Raw genomic sequence first — 13,683 nt, forward strand, 5'->3', positions numbered from 1 at the left:
GAATCACCAACATGCCAAACACATAGCCAAGTCACTGGCCTTGTGCGAGCGACGCGGGAGCCCCTGTTTGCTGTCGAGCGCCATTCCTCGATTCCTTTCCGTCATCCGTCCGGCCTCAAACTGGTGGGGTGACTATGGCAGCACCGTGTTTGCGGGGGTCGTTCTGCTCTGTAAAGTTGTGTGAAGTGAACTTTTTTGCCGGCAATCGAACAGTGCTCGCCTGCACTGGTTAACTGCCCTTTTCTTACTGATTTTGCTCAGAAAATATTGGCTTCACCGCAGCGGCTACGACGCCTGGGTCAGTGTCCTGGTGCCGCAAGGGCCCGTTCGGGGGCTTTCAATTTGTCAGATCTTGCGCTATCGGCTGTTTACGGTTTGGAAACCCTGCCGCAATTTGGACGCAATGTCAGGGCGTCTTTATGGCGAAATTCGGGGAATTTCATAACCGGACACGAAGCGCAGAACGGCTTCGTGCTTCGAAATGAAACAGCAGGTTGCGTTCGTACTGCGCCCCGCCATGTCGTGTTGACACGCCATGGCCGCACGCAGACCACGGCGCCTCTTTGCTCCATAAGAAGGGTTCTGAGATGGCGGAAAACCTCTCGGCTGTTCCAAATTGCGTCGAGTTGCGTATTTCCGACACTTCATCTCCTTCCCGGGTATCCGGAGCGGTCGCCAAGGCGACCATTGCCCTTGTTGGCTGCGCCGCATTGGCCAGCTGCGCAGCGCCCAATCAGGCCTACGCCCCCAAGCCTGCCACCACGCAGGTTGCCGCCGCCACAAGCACGACCGTGGTGCCCCCGCCTGCCGGCATGCGCGTTGCCACCCCTCCTGTCCGCAGCAAGAACGGCACGGACAAACCCTATGCCATCGGCGGCAAGCGCTATGTGCCGGCAAGCCATGATTCCAAATACACCGCCGTCGGCCTGGCATCCTGGTACGGTCCGGGCTTCAACGGCCGCAAGACGGCCGTGGGCGAGCGCTTCGACATGATGGGCCTTTCGGCCGCACACAAGACCATGCCGCTGCCGAGCTATGCGCGCGTCACCAATCTGAGCAATGGCACCTCGATCGTCGTTCGTGTGAACGATCGTGGCCCCTATGTGCATGGCCGCCTGATCGACCTGTCGAGCCGGGCCGCCGACCTGCTGCAATTCAAGGGCTCCGGTGTGGGGCGGGTGAAGGTCGAATATGTGGGTCGTGCCCCCGAATCCGGGTCCGACAACAAGATGCTGATGGCGACCTTGCGGACCGATGGTACGCCGGCACCGCTGCCGGCCGGTGTCTCCAACACAATGGTTGCCGACGCGGCGCCGCCAACGCGCCCCACCGCGACACCGATCCTGCCGGTCCAGCCGGTGACGCAGGTCGCTTCGGCAACCGAAGCCAAGCCCTCCAGGCTCGCAACCCCCGAGATCAAGCCGGTGGTGGTGCCGCCGGTCATCGCCCAGGCCGATCCGATGGATCCGCCGGTTGCAACGACCGAAGTGGCTGGCCTCAGCAACATGGCGTTCACGCCGCTGCCCCCCTCGCGCCCGCGCAGTTCGGATGGTGTCCTGGGCAAGGTGCCGGCCGGTTCGATCGGTCAGGTCAACCTGGCGAAGGCCAAGGCCCCGGACGCTTCGGTGGAGCCCGCCATGGCCGTGCAGCCGACAGCCCAGGCCTTTGCCGCGACACCGGCTCATGCGCCTGCGGTTCTGGTGCCGACCCCGCCGGTCACCGCTTCGATGGCCGGTCAATAGGCTAAAACGCCAGTCATACGAAAAATCAAAAAGCTCGCACATGCCTTTGTGCGAGCTTCTTTTTTTGGAGATGGAGCAATTCCCGCCGGTGCGCGGGCAAGCGGTGCGGGCGGGCCATGAAACCTGCAGCGAAGTGGTCGAATGAGGCGCTTCAATCGCCCTTTGCCAGAGGCAGATCCGGCCGAGCTCCCCATTCGGCCCAGGACCCGTCATAGATGCCTTGGACCGGTTTGCCGACGGCATCGAAAGCCAGGGCCAGAATGGCAGCCGACACGCCCGAGCCACAACTCGTCACCAACGGCTTCTGAGTATCGATGCCGGCAGCCTTCATCGCGTTGTGGATCGCCTCGGGAGAGGCCAAGCGGCCGTTTTCGACAACAGCAGCATAGGGCAGGTTACGGGCGCCCGGCATGTGCCCCGGCCGTACACCCGGACGCGGTTCCGGCGCGTCGCCGCGGAAGCGCTCGGCGGGCCGAGCATCGACGATTTCCGCACTGCCTTCCGCCAAGGCTGCCTGGACCTCGCCGACACTCTTTACCTGGCTGCCGTCGAAACGCGCGGTGAAGCGAGCCGGCACCGGATGCGGCTCACCAGTTTCGATCGGACGGTTCTCGGCCTGCCAAAGCGGAAAGCCGCCGTCGAGGATGGAGACCTTGGATGCACCGAAGATCCGGAAGGTCCACCAGACCCGTGGGGCCGAGAACAAACCCGCACCGTCATAGACGACGATATGCTTGTTCTCGCTGATGCCGAGGGCGCCGACGGCTGCAGAGAAAACCTCGGGACTTGGGAGCATGTGAGGCAGCCCGCTGCTCGCATCGACGATCTTGTCGATATCGAAGAAGACGGCACCGGGAATATGGGCAGCCAGATATTCCGCATGGCCATTGCGATTGGTCGCCGGCAAATGCCATGAGCCATCGACGATCGCCAAATTCTCGTCGCCGAGATGCGCGGCCAGCCAGGCCGTGGAAACCAGATGGGGAGAGGAGGTCATGGTGTATTCCTATGCCTTCTTGCGGGTTTTCTTGCCGGTAAGCCGGTCTAGAGCCAGCTTGGCTTTCTCATGCCCCTGGGCTGCAGCTTTGCGATACCAGGCGATGGCGTCCTTCTTGCTGGCGCGGGTTCCGCGCCCTTCCTCATAGAAAACACCGAGATTGAACTGGGCGACCGGTTCGTCCTGCTCAGCCGCCAGCTTGAACCATTTCAATGCCTCGGCTTCGTCCTTGGGCGCACCGGTACCATCGGCGAGCTGCACGGCAAGATTGGTCTGGGATGGAATGTAACCGTCCTCGGCAGCCTGCCGATACAGCGAAACCGCCACGGCCGGATCCTTTGGCACGCCCTTGCCCTCGGTATAGAACAACGCCAGATTGTGCCGGGCTGCGTTGTACCCCTTGTCCGCGGCCCTGGCATACCATTTGGCCGCCTCGGCCGGCTCGGGAGACAGGCCCACCCCCTCGTCATAGGCATAACCGAGCTCCATCTGGGCCGAGCTCAGGCCCTGTCGCGCTGCCTTGGTGTACCAGACCACGGCAAGGGTCGCATTCTTCTCGACACCATCTCCCTTGGCATAGCGCCGAGCGAGTTCATATTGCCCGTTGGCGCTGCCGGCCGCCGCAGCCTTGCGATAATAGTCGATGGCAGCGGCAGTGTCGGCTTCGACGCCGTTGCCTTGTTCGTAGAGGCCCCCCAAATTGTAGGCCGCTTCGCCGTCGCCATGCTCGAAGGCCTTGCGATAGAGAGCCAGAGCCTGCTCGAAACTCTGTTCGACGCCGTCGCCTCTCAGATAAAGGCCGGCCAGATTGTTCTGGCAGCCGCTTTCGCCGGCATCGGCGCCCTTCCTGTACCATGCCACGGCCACCGCAAGATCCGGTTCCACGCCATGGCCTTCCTCGTAGAGATTACCCAGGTTGAGGAACGCTCGTTTCTCGCCGAGGTCGACGGCCTTGAGGTAGGACTGGCGCGCCTTCTCATACAGCCCGGCCGCCTCCAGGGACCGCCCGAGCATATAGGCAAACCGGCCTTCCTGCGGCCGCTCGGCCAAGGCCTGCTCACAAGCCGGGATCGCCTTGGCGTGATCGATGTCCGCCATGGTGAAACCGGGAGCGAGGGAGAGCGGATCGGCTCCGCCGCGCGAAGCCAAGCGATCACACTCGGTCACTGGCCCGCCGGTGCCGGGTCGGGACCGAGCGGCGATCTCACGCTGGGTACAAGCCAGGTGCCTGGCGTAGGAGCCGGCTCCCGTTTCGACTTTGGTCCGGCCCTCCCCATAGCACGAGCCTTGGATGTCTTCCGGTACCTTGGCCCAGATGTCGTTCAGTTCGACATAGGCCAGCGATTCCCGGTTGAAACAGGCGACCATTTCCGGGCTGTCCAACGTCGCCTTCGGCGGCCGGCCGACCGTATCGAGACAATAGTCGTCGGACCGATAGACCGGGAACATCTCCGCCGAGGCCTGCCCGGCGAGCACTGTCATCAACGTCGCGGCCAGTGCGGCCACGCCTCTACTTCCTGCCATCACGTCCCCAAAAGCCAAACCGTCTACGCACGAGCCAAATTGCCGGCCGGTCACTCCGGTGCGGCGGCCTTGTCCAGGAACCAGTGGATCGGCCCGGCGGCCTCGACATGGGCCGACGGCAGATCGGCCCCTGCGAAGACCTTTGACAGCGTCTCTCGCTTGTCGGCCCCTGCTGCGAGAAAGGCGACGGCCCGGCTGGAGGCGATGGCCGGGAAGGTCAGGGTCACCCGCGGCACGAACGGATCCAGGCCGGGATCGGAATGGGTAACCCAGCGATCCCTCACCGTCAGGGCCGGCTTGCCCGGAAAGAGCGAGGCGGTATGCCCGTCGGATCCGACGCCGAGCAGCATGATATCGAAGAGCGGCCGATCCGGATCGAGCGCGTCGGCGCCGTAATAAGCCTTGAGCGCCTGCTCATAGGCCTGCGCCGCGACCTCGGGCGAGGTCGGTGCGGCGGCGACCTCATGAATGTTCCGCTCGGGTGCCGGGACATGATCGAGCAAGGCGGCCTTCGCCATCAGCGTATTGCGCCTTGCATCGTCGGCGGGCACGATGCGTTCATCGCCCCAGAACCAATGAATGCGTTCGAAGGGCAGGGCGGAGCGCCAGGGATCGCGGGCCAGGCGTTCGTAGAGCCGCTTGGGCGTCGAGCCCCCGGATAGCGCCACTGCGATGGGTCCCGGCCGCCCTTTGAGTTCGGCGACGAACCAGTCGGCCGCTCGGTCGGCCAGGGCGTCGGCATTATCCGAGATGTCGATGATGCGCTCGCTGCTCATGCGATCGGTCGCCAGCTGCGCCCGTCGCGGGCAAGCATGACCTCAGCCGCCGCCGGGCCTTCGGAGCCGGCGGCATAGGTGGCAAGCCCCCGATCGCCGGCATTCGCCCAGGCATCGAGGAAGGGCTGCACAGCAGCCCAGCCAGCCTCGACCCCATCGGCACGCTGGAACAGCATGGCGTCGCCGATCATGCAATCATAGATCAGCGTCTCATAGCCAGTGCTCGCGGCCGCCTCGAAATAGTCCTTGTATTTGAAGTCCATGCCGACCCCGGCCAGATCGATCTTGGGGCCCGGCACCTTGGCGTTGAAATGCAGCGTGATGCCTTCTTCCGGCTGGATGTCGAGCACCAGCGTGTTCGGGCCCATGCCGGACAGCGCCGTGTCGCGGAACATGGCGATCGGCGCGTCCTTGAAACGGATCGCCACCTCCGTCTTGCGCTTGGCCAGCGCCTTGCCGGTGCGCAGATAGAAGGGCACGCCCGCCCAGCGCCAATTGTCGATGGCGAATTTGATCGCGGTGTAGGTCGGCGTGACGCTCTTGGGGTTGACGTCCTGAGAGGCGCGATAGGCGGTGATCGGCGTATCCCTGATGATTCCGGGACCGTATTGCGCACGCACCGAGTTCAGGATCGCCTGTTCGGGCGTGTATTGGGTGATTGCCGCCAGGGCCTCGGCCTTTTCCGAACGCACCGAATTGGCCGAATAGCGGGCCGGAGGCTCCATGGCGATCAGCGACAGCAGCTGGCACAGATGGTTTGGCACCATGTCGCGCAGGGCGCCGGTCGCGTCGTAGAAGGCGCCGCGGCGCTCGACCGTGACGGTTTCGGCCACGCTGATCTGGACATGATCGATGTGATCACGGTTCCAGATCGGCTCGAACAGGCCGTTGGCGAAGCGCAGGATCATGATGTTCTGGACCGTCTCCTTGCCCAGATAATGATCCATCCGATAGATCTGGTCTTCGCTCAGCACACTCAGAAGCTGGCGGTTGAGAGCCTGAGCCGAGGCGAGATCGGTGCCGAAGGGCTTTTCGACGATGACACGCCGCCAGGGCCCACCTTCCACCTCCTGGCTGAGGCCGACCTCCTGCAGGAGCCGGGTGATCGGCGCAAAACCCGAAGGCGGCGTCGCCAGATAGAAGAGGCGATTGCCGCCGGTGTTGCGTCCGCTCTCTACCTTTTCCAGGTGCCGAGCGAGGTCGCGGAAGCTGTCGGGATTGTCGACCTCGGCAACCACGCTGGTGACGCAGGCGAACAATTTGTCGGCGACCGCCTGATCGACGGGCCGGGTGGCGAACTGCTTGAGGCCATCCACCAGGGATTGGCGGAAGACGTCGTCCTCCATAGGCCGACGCACCACGCCGACGATGGCGAAGTTCTCCGGCAGCAGGCCAGTGGCCGCAAGATTATAGAGAGCGGGGACGAGCAGGCGCTTGGTCAGGTCGCCATTGGCGCCGAAGACGACGAAGCAGCAAGGGCCGGCGGCGCCGCCCTTGTTGATGTGGTGGGCATTCATAACTCAGGCCTTTACGGAATTCTTCGGCTCGACGTGGCCACCGAACCCCTTGCGCATGGCGGAGAGGATCTTCTCCGCATAAGTATGCTCCTGACGGGAGCGGAAACGGGTGTAGAGTGCGGCGGTAAGCACTTCGGCGGGCACCGCCTGGTCGATGGCGGCCTCGATGGTCCAACGCCCTTCGCCGGAATCCTCCACGAAGCCGGAATATTCGCTCAGCTCCTCGTCGGCGGCGAGGGCCGTCGCCGTGAGATCCAGCAGCCAGGACGTGACGACGCTGCCGCGGCGCCAGACTTCGGCGATGTCAGCCATGTTGAAATCGAATTTCTCGCCTTCCGCCCGGCCCTCATTGGCAGCGGAGCGCAGAATGTCGAAGCCTTCCGCATAGGCCTGCATCAGGCCGTATTCGATGCCGTTGTGGATCATCTTGACGAAATGTCCGGCGCCACACGGGCCGGCATGGATATAACCCTGCTCGGCACGCGGATCGTGCTTGTCGCGTCCCGGCGTGCGAGGAACGTTGCCGATGCCCGGCGCCAGCGTGGCGAAGATCGGATCGAGGCGGGTGATCGTCTCGGGCTTGCCGCCGATCATCATGCAATAGCCGCGCTCCAGGCCCCAGACCCCGCCGGAGGTGCCGACATCGACATAGTCGAGCCCCTTTGCAGCCAGTTCCTTGCCGCGGCGGACGTCGTCCTTCCAATTGGTATTGCCGCCATCGATGATCACATCGCCGGGAGACATGAGGCGCGAAAGCTGGTCGATGGTGCCCTGGGTGATGGCCCCCGCCGGCAGCATTACCCAGACGGCGCGCGGCGGCGTCAGCTTGGAGACGAGATCGGCAAGGTCTCCCGCACCAATCGAGCCTTCGGCCACCAGTGCCTGAACCGCCTGAGGAGCGCGGTCATAAACGACGGTGGTGTGGCCGTTCTTCATCAGGCGGCGGGCAATGTTGCCGCCCATGCGGCCCAAGCCGATGATTCCCAATTGCATTGGCTGATCTCCTTTTGCCGCCCCCGGCAGCTTATCGTCCGTACGTGCTTAGCACCGTTTTCAGCTGTCGCAAGCGCATGTATTCATCACTTCATGAGCATGACGAGGGGATGACGCGCCATTTTTGCATGGCACGCCGCAATGTCAGCTTGACCCACCCGCTCATGACGCTTAGAGACACCGCCATTGCGGGACAAAGTCCCGCCTGGTGAGAGCTCGTAGCTCAGTCGGTAGAGCACGTGACTTTTAATCATGGGGTCGTGGGTTCGAATCCCACCGAGCTCACCACTGATTTTCCTGACATTATCAATGAAACGGCTGATCATCCCAACACCGGATCCAGCCCGCACTATCTGCAAGCCCGTCCGCACAAAGAATGTTAGATTCTGCGACGGGATCAGAGCAGGTGGGGACTTATGGCAAGCGAGAAAGCCGCGCTGGAGCAGGCACGTCGCGATTTTGCCAGATCGATGCTGAAGGAAAGCGGATCGGCTGACCCGCGCATCGAGAGGGCGTTCGAACTTGTGCCGCGCGAAGCCTTCTTGCCGCCCGGCCCGTGGCTGACGACGCATCATGGCGGTTACGTCGAGACCCCGGATGCCGACCCGATTCATCTCTACAGGAATCGCCTGGTTGCGCTGAAGGCCGACAAGCAGATCAACACGGGCGAACCCGCCCTGCATGCGGCTTGGCTCGGGGCAGTGGCTCCCAGGGCAGGGGAGAGGGTCAGCCATATCGGGGCTGGCCTGGGATATTACACCGCCATATTGTCGGTGCTGACATTGCCCGGCGGACGCGTAACCGCGTTCGAAATCGAGGAGGATCTCGCCGAGCAGGCAAGGCGCAACCTCAAGCCGTTCGATGGCGTCAGTGTGATTCACGCCGATGCCACGCGCGTCGCTCTGCCGCCCTCCGACCTCATCTATGTCAATGCCGGCGTGGTCGCTCCGCCGCTTGCCTGGCTGGCCGCGCTGCAGCCCGGCGGTCGCCTGATCTTTCCCTGGCGTCCGCGCGAGGAGATCGGCATCGCCCTGCGGGTGGATGCCAGCCCCGCCGGCTTTGCCGTCAGGGCCCTGATGCCGTCCTGGTTCATTCCCTGCACCGGCGCGTCGCGCGAAATCCCAACGATTCGTCCGCCGCGTTCCTCTCGCCAAGCCTCGGCCGTACGCTCGCTTTGGCCCATGGCTGCCAGGGTTCCTGATGAGAGCGCGATTGCCGTCTATCCTGATCTTTGGTTTTCTTCGGCCGCCCTGGACGCCTGACCGTCCGCACGAATGTGGTCCTCAAAAGACGCTTGACCTTACAATGATGGGAAGTCCTACAAGGTCTTCATCGAACGGAGACCTCACATGATCACGCTGAAAGTACCGGAAATGAGCTGCGGCCATTGCGCCAAGACGATTACGGGGGCGCTGCAGGCGATCGATCCCGGCGCAGCCGTCGAAATCGACCTCGGCACGCAGACCGTCAAGGTGGCAAGCGCCGCCGACGAGGCGAGATTGCGTGCGGCGATCGCCGAAGCCGGTTACGAGAACGAGAAGCTGCCGGCTTGATGACCGAGCCGCCGGAGCAGGGGCCGGCTCTTGCCGGCCCCTGCTCCGCGCGCGGGAGAATTGCGGTGCCGCGGGATCGCAGTCACTCCCGGGTTTAGCCGTGAGCTCCAAACTCGAGCGCGATAGCGGCGCCGATGGCGAGAATCGTCCGATAGGTTCTTTCGATCGGATCGATGAGATTGCGTGTCAGCGCAGCGTAGTTCGAGGGTGAATCGCCGGGATAGGTGAAGGGCTCGGCGAGGCTGTAGCCCTCCATGGTCAATCCATTCACCGGATAGGCATCGCGCAGCAGCGCCACCGCTTCGGGAATGCGCAGGCTGAAGATCAGTTCCATGATGTCTTCGCGCGAGACGTCGTTGCGCGTGGAGAATTTCGGCACCCGCGCCGCCATCAGCAATATGTGCTGGAGCAGGGCAAGCCGAACCGCCTGCAGCATGTCGAGCCTCTCCCGGTTTTCCGAGATCGACTTGCCCAGGTCCTGTCCTGCAAGGTCGAGCAGGCGATGAAGCGAGATGGCATCGAGCCGCAGCTTCACCGCCAATTCGCTGAGTGAAGCGGCCCGGTCATCCTCTTCCAGCAATTGCGTGATGAACAGGCAGGGTTCTGCCAGATGTGGTTCGGCGCCGGCATAGGGACGCGTCGACCAGAAGGAACGGTCGAACAGGGTGGAGAACGCCGCGAGCGCCTTGATGCTGGAGCGCCGCTTCATATGCACGACATGCGAGGTCAGGCGGCGCAGCCGGTCCGATTTGGCGAAGGTATCGATGAAACGGTCCTCGTCGCCCCGCAGCGCCGTGCCGAAGCCCGCGATCACCGTGGCAGGGTGGCCGAGCTGCTGCAGGATGGCATTGTGCGGAATGGCCCTGATACGGCGGACCTGATGCACCTCGCCGCCCGAAACGTCGAACTGGCGCCGCGACTTGCGCGAGCCGGTTTCGTTCAGCAGGCCCTGGGCAAAAGAACCGAGCGCCCGGTGGTAGGCATGATCATCGAGCAACTTGCTATGAAAAGAGGCAAGCCTGCGGAAGAAGTCGAAGGAGAAGGTGGTATTGGAATAGAAGGGATCGTCACTGGCCGGCTGCTCGCGCCAGGCCACTTCGGCCTCCAGCATGCGCGTCAGCGTGGCGAGGGCAAGTTCCGGCGTCTCGAAATAGACGAAGCCGTCGCCGCCCTGGAAGCTGATCTCGTGCTTGAGGGCAATGCCCCGGCTCTCGAATTCGCGGCGCGCCCAGGGGCTCATTACATAGAAGGCCCGGTCCTCGAAATTGCCCTGATGGGCGCCGCGCCCTGCCGACTCGCCATGGGTGTCGAAGATCAGGACCTCGACATCCGTCAGCCGGTGGCGCTCGCAGGCACGGGCCAATTGCCCATGCAGGCGCTCGATCGCCAGCGCCGCGGTGATCTGACCCATGAAGCGGCCCGAATCCGAAAAACCGGTCTGGATCGCCAGCCGGCCACGCCGGCGCACCGCCTGGCGATATTCCTCGATGCCGAATAGCACGTCGAAGAACCGCGAGGCGCCTTCCAGCGCCGTCGGCGTCTCGAACAGAGGCGAAACGTCGAGCTTGTCCTCGACACCGAACAGGCGCGCGAAATAGACCGCGGCCATCACCGTCGCCGGCGCCTCGCATTCGGCAATGAGCAGACGGATGCTCGAATCCTGGTCGATATGCTTGAGGATTTGCGCCGCCAGCACGAATTGGCGCAGCGCCGTCTTCTGCTCGATGTCGAGCGAACCGAAGTTGACGGACACCGGCTGGGCGTCGCGAATGAACGTCGCCAGACGTTCCAGCATCGAGCGGGAGGTGATGTTCTCCTCCGAATCGATATCGAGATGCTGGCGCATGGCATTGTGCAATTGCGTGGCATTGATGCGCATATGCACTTCGCCGACTCCGAAGCCGAGGGTCAGCATTTCACTGCGCAGGGCAACGAGGTCGAGCGCGATCTCGGGCGGGGCATCGGCGATCGCGATGTCGATCAAGGCGATGTAAGGCCGGACGCTGGTGGCTGCATCCGGATGGCGCGCGGTGAGAAGGTCGGCAGCCTGCCGGAGTGCGGGTCGGTCGAGCGGCGACTGGCCGAAAGCCTCGAGAATGCCGGCGTTCCAGGCGCGCGTGCGCTCGATGCGCGCGGTCAGTTCCTCGAGACGTTGCGCGGTCTGCGAATCCGGCCCGACCTGAGCGGCAATGCGAAGGACCTCGCCGAGATAGCGGTCGATCTGGTGCTGCTTTTCCGCGAGGCGGAAACGGAAGGAATCGATCCACTGGATATCGGTGCGCCCGTCGAGGTCATAGCCGATCCAGGTGCCGAGGCCGGCATAGCCGACGGTAACGGTGCGCCATTCGGGCGACCGCCGCTCGCGCAGGACTTCGGCGACGACACGGGCGAATTCACCGATCGCCGTCTTGGCGGCATCCAGGGCAACCATTGCGGCGCCATGCTCGACCTGCAGCGTAATGGGATTGTCCGGTGCCATCAGCGCATCCGGCAGCGTTGCCTCGCTACCGCAGGCCATCCGGGCCAGGCGCGCCCGATTGGCGCTTGAAAGCAGGAAGGTCGGATGCCCGGTAAAGACGATGCCGAGCTGGGTGCGCGCCAGCGGAGAGGCATTGGAAACGCTGCGACGACCCGTTGCGAGCAAATGTTCGGCAACACGGCGCAGGCTCTTGCGATTGCCTGGCATGTCGAGCGGACCGACATAGTCCCGCAAGGCCTTCGCGCGCGCCGAGAAGGTCTCCTGGCTGAGCCGCAGGGCGAGGGCTTCGAAATCCTCCCGCGTCAGGCGTCCGGCTTCGAGCTCACGCGACAGCTCGAAGGCCAGTTGGGCCACCGGATTGTAGCGAGGCTCGTCAACCAGCTTGGCGCGAGCGCTGTCGAGCTTGTCGCGGCAGAAACGTTCGAGCTCGATGATACGATCGTCAGGTCCAGGCTGCGGCAAGGGTGCATCCATCTGGGTTCTCGGTCGACAGGTTCTTCAGGCGGTCCCATAAACCACCCGCGCGTTCGAAACGAGCAAAAATCGTGCCGCCGACACAGCAAAAATGAAAGAAACGATCGGCGGCGGCGGCGGGCGCATACCGATTGCATCGCATTTGCTCGCGCAAGGCGGGCGTCAGCTGCGATCAGGAAGCCAGCCCAGTCCCTCGACCGTGCCCCGCAACGGCCGGTATTCGGCGCCGATCCATCCCCGATAGCCGATCCGGTCGATATGCCCGAACAGGAAGGGATAGTTGATCTCTCCGGTTCCTGGCTCATGCCGTCCGGGATTGTCGGCAAGCTGCAGATGCGCGATGCGGGCGAGCTGGCTTTCGATGGAGCGGGCCAGATCGCCCTCCATCACTTGCATATGATAGATATCATACTGGAAATAGAGGTTGTCCGAGCCAACCTCCTCGATGATCTCGATCGCCTGCCGCGATCGGTTGAGATAGAAGCCCGGCATGTCGATCGTGTTGATCGCCTCGACCAACAGGCGGATACCGGCGCGCCCGGCTTCGTCAGCGGCAAAGCGCAAATTGTCCAGGAGCGTGTCGCGGATGAGCTTGGGGTCCGCCCCCTTGGGCGGGATTCCCGAGAGGCAGTTCACCTGACTACAGCCGAGCAAGGTGGCGTGATCCAGAGCCAGGGCGACGCTTTCGCGAAACTCCGCCTTGCGATCCGGCAGGCAGGCCAGCCCCCGCTCGCCGTCCCCCCAGCGCCCCGGCGGCAGATTATGCAGCACCAGCGCAAGACCGTTGGCGTCCAGCCGCCGACGCAATTCCTGCCTGTCGAAATCATAGGGAAACGGGAATTCCACGCCGGCAAACCCCGCCTTGGCGGCCGCTTCGAAGCGATCATAGAAGTTGAGTTCGCTGAACAGCATCGAGATATTGGCGGCAAAACGCGGCATGGCTGACGATAGGCCCTAGGTCTTGGCTTTGACGAAACGCGAAAAGGCATCGAGGGTGGCCTTGCTGACATGGTGCTCGATGCCCTCGGCATCCCGGCGGGCGGTATCGGCATCGATTCCCAGGGCCAGCAGGAAAGCCTCGACGATATGGTGGCGCTCACGGCTCGCCTCGGCGAGCGCCTGGCCGGCTTCGGTGAGAAAGACGCCGCGATAGGGGCGTTGCGCCACGAAGCCTTCATCCGCCAGCCGTTTCAACATTTTGGCGACGGTCGGCTGAGCGACGCCGAGACGGGCAGCGATATCGACCTGCCTGGCTTCACCGCCATCGCTGATCAGGTCGGCGATCAGTTCGACATAATCCTCGATCAGTTCCAGGCGGCGCGCCTCGCGCGCCTGGCGGAAGCTCTCGACATGTACGACGGCGTCGACCAGCCCGGGTTCGGGGGGCGAAAGCGCAGCGGAACGTTTCATGCCGGCTCTCCTTAGCTGATTCCGATATGCAACCCAGGGCAGCAAGAAATCGCTACCCCGGTTTGCGGCATTGCAATTGCGGGTATGCCCGATCCGCGAGGCCTTATCAATGCCGGCGATGAAATACAGCCCCGGCGTTTATCTATTGACCAATCTTTAGAGTATAGCATATGCTATATTGACCGATAGGAAGATGTGCGGAATGCCGTGGTGGAGAA

General features: G+C 63.3%; 11 protein-coding genes and 1 tRNA gene. 4 read left to right on the plus strand and 8 right to left on the minus strand.

What is annotated here, in order from left to right:
• The first annotated feature begins 587 nt into the window (after positions 1-587).
• Positions 588-1,742 carry a septal ring lytic transglycosylase RlpA family protein gene (locus tag C5L14_RS16365; RefSeq protein WP_245197078.1) on the plus strand — a complete coding sequence of 385 codons (1,155 nt, stop codon included), beginning with the start codon at positions 588-590 and terminating at the stop codon, positions 1,740-1,742.
• A gap of 151 nt (positions 1,743-1,893) precedes the next feature.
• Here the strand turns inward: C5L14_RS16365 and sseA are convergent, their stop codons facing one another.
• From sseA to gnd, 5 genes are all read right to left on the minus strand, one after another.
• Positions 1,894-2,739, minus strand: a complete 846-nt coding sequence (gene sseA, locus C5L14_RS16370; RefSeq protein WP_105863087.1) for a 3-mercaptopyruvate sulfurtransferase — start codon at positions 2,737-2,739, stop codon at positions 1,894-1,896.
• Positions 2,740-2,748: 9 nt separating this feature from the next.
• Positions 2,749-4,245 carry an SEL1-like repeat protein gene (locus C5L14_RS16375; protein ID WP_181161199.1) on the minus strand — a complete coding sequence of 499 codons (1,497 nt, stop codon included), beginning with the start codon at positions 4,243-4,245 and terminating at the stop codon, positions 2,749-2,751.
• A gap of 68 nt (positions 4,246-4,313) precedes the next feature.
• The gene (gene pgl, locus C5L14_RS16380) at positions 4,314-5,039 is read right to left on the minus strand and encodes a 6-phosphogluconolactonase (protein ID WP_105863089.1); all 726 of its coding nucleotides are present in this window, start codon (positions 5,037-5,039) and stop codon (positions 4,314-4,316) included.
• Entirely contained in the window at positions 5,036-6,556 is a 1,521-nt protein-coding gene (gene zwf, locus C5L14_RS16385; RefSeq protein ID WP_105863090.1) for a glucose-6-phosphate dehydrogenase, read from the minus strand. Before zwf ends, pgl begins: the two co-directional genes overlap by 4 nt.
• Before the next feature lie 3 nt (positions 6,557-6,559).
• Positions 6,560-7,549, minus strand: a complete 990-nt coding sequence (gene gnd / locus C5L14_RS16390; protein WP_105863091.1) for a phosphogluconate dehydrogenase (NAD(+)-dependent, decarboxylating) — start codon at positions 7,547-7,549, stop codon at positions 6,560-6,562.
• A gap of 212 nt (positions 7,550-7,761) precedes the next feature.
• Here gnd and C5L14_RS16395 point away from each other — a divergent pair.
• From C5L14_RS16395 to C5L14_RS16405, 3 genes are all read left to right on the plus strand, one after another.
• Positions 7,762-7,837: transfer RNA gene (locus C5L14_RS16395), tRNA-Lys, on the plus strand.
• A gap of 128 nt (positions 7,838-7,965) precedes the next feature.
• Positions 7,966-8,811, plus strand: a complete 846-nt coding sequence (locus C5L14_RS16400; RefSeq protein WP_105863092.1) for a protein-L-isoaspartate O-methyltransferase family protein — start codon at positions 7,966-7,968, stop codon at positions 8,809-8,811.
• Between the two features lie 87 nt (positions 8,812-8,898).
• On the plus strand, positions 8,899-9,102 hold the full coding sequence (locus C5L14_RS16405; protein ID WP_105863093.1) for a heavy-metal-associated domain-containing protein: 204 nt from the start codon (positions 8,899-8,901) through the stop codon (positions 9,100-9,102).
• A 94-nt stretch (positions 9,103-9,196) separates the two neighbouring features.
• Here the strand turns inward: C5L14_RS16405 and C5L14_RS16410 are convergent, their stop codons facing one another.
• From C5L14_RS16410 to mntR, 3 genes are all read right to left on the minus strand, one after another.
• On the minus strand, positions 9,197-12,055 hold the full coding sequence (locus C5L14_RS16410; protein ID WP_105863094.1) for a phosphoenolpyruvate carboxylase: 2,859 nt from the start codon (positions 12,053-12,055) through the stop codon (positions 9,197-9,199).
• A 162-nt stretch (positions 12,056-12,217) separates the two neighbouring features.
• A complete protein-coding gene (gene hyi / locus C5L14_RS16415; RefSeq protein ID WP_105863095.1) occupies positions 12,218-12,994 on the minus strand; it encodes a hydroxypyruvate isomerase in 777 nt (258 codons plus the stop codon).
• A 15-nt stretch (positions 12,995-13,009) separates the two neighbouring features.
• Positions 13,010-13,465, minus strand: a complete 456-nt coding sequence (gene mntR, locus C5L14_RS16420; protein ID WP_105863096.1) for a manganese-binding transcriptional regulator MntR — start codon at positions 13,463-13,465, stop codon at positions 13,010-13,012.
• Positions 13,466-13,683: the final 218 nt, after the last annotated feature.

The organism is Labrys okinawensis, assembly GCF_002982075.1.
GTDB lineage: Bacteria > Pseudomonadota > Alphaproteobacteria > Rhizobiales > Labraceae > Labrys > Labrys okinawensis_A.

Bases quoted from the DNA above. Each gene is read 5' to 3' on its own strand.
- zwf (WP_105863090.1), bottom strand. From the start codon at position 6,556: ATGAATGCCCACCACATCAACAAGGGCGGCGCCGCCGGCCCTTGCTGC.
- C5L14_RS16410 (WP_105863094.1), bottom strand. From the start codon at position 12,055: ATGGATGCACCCTTGCCGCAGCCTGGACCTGACGATCGTATCATCGAG.
- pgl (WP_105863089.1), bottom strand. From the start codon at position 5,039: ATGAGCAGCGAGCGCATCATCGACATCTCGGATAATGCCGACGCCCTG.
- C5L14_RS16405 (WP_105863093.1), top strand. From the start codon at position 8,899: ATGATCACGCTGAAAGTACCGGAAATGAGCTGCGGCCATTGCGCCAAG.
- sseA (WP_105863087.1), bottom strand. From the start codon at position 2,739: ATGACCTCCTCTCCCCATCTGGTTTCCACGGCCTGGCTGGCCGCGCAT.
- C5L14_RS16400 (WP_105863092.1), top strand. From the start codon at position 7,966: ATGGCAAGCGAGAAAGCCGCGCTGGAGCAGGCACGTCGCGATTTTGCC.
- mntR (WP_105863096.1), bottom strand. From the start codon at position 13,465: ATGAAACGTTCCGCTGCGCTTTCGCCCCCCGAACCCGGGCTGGTCGAC.
- C5L14_RS16365 (WP_245197078.1), top strand. From the start codon at position 588: ATGGCGGAAAACCTCTCGGCTGTTCCAAATTGCGTCGAGTTGCGTATT.
- hyi (WP_105863095.1), bottom strand. From the start codon at position 12,994: ATGCCGCGTTTTGCCGCCAATATCTCGATGCTGTTCAGCGAACTCAAC.
- gnd (WP_105863091.1), bottom strand. From the start codon at position 7,549: ATGCAATTGGGAATCATCGGCTTGGGCCGCATGGGCGGCAACATTGCC.